The sequence below is a fragment of the Nocardioides cremeus genome (genome assembly GCF_030518195.1).
In the GTDB taxonomy this organism is placed as follows: Bacteria; Actinomycetota; Actinomycetes; order Propionibacteriales; family Nocardioidaceae; genus Nocardioides; species Nocardioides cremeus.
Genome location: NZ_JAULSC010000491.1, coordinates 1 through 210 on the forward strand (window position 1 = coordinate 1; position 210 = coordinate 210).

The 210-nt window shown below is 77.1% G+C and carries 1 protein-coding gene; it reads left to right on the forward strand.

Features of this window, described 5'->3' with window-relative positions; all coding sequences use genetic code 11:
• A partial coding sequence (locus tag QWJ41_RS21840; protein WP_302710595.1) for a hypothetical protein occupies nucleotides 1–210 on the forward strand: 210 nt, incomplete at both ends.

Below are 210 nucleotides of genomic sequence, written 5' to 3' on the forward strand. Positions count from 1 at the left end.
CGCCGCCCGGCCCCGCAGCCGCACGGTCCCGGCCGTGGCGGCGGTGGCGGCGACCGGGGCCGGCGTCGTCGCGCTGGGGATCGCGACCCCCCGCGACGAGGCGCAGAACCGCGAGACCTACAGCGCAGCGCTGCCGATGGAGGCGATGAGCGTCGTCGACTACGAGCGCGGCGCCGACTACGGGTTGCACGAGTCGGCAGTGACCGCGGT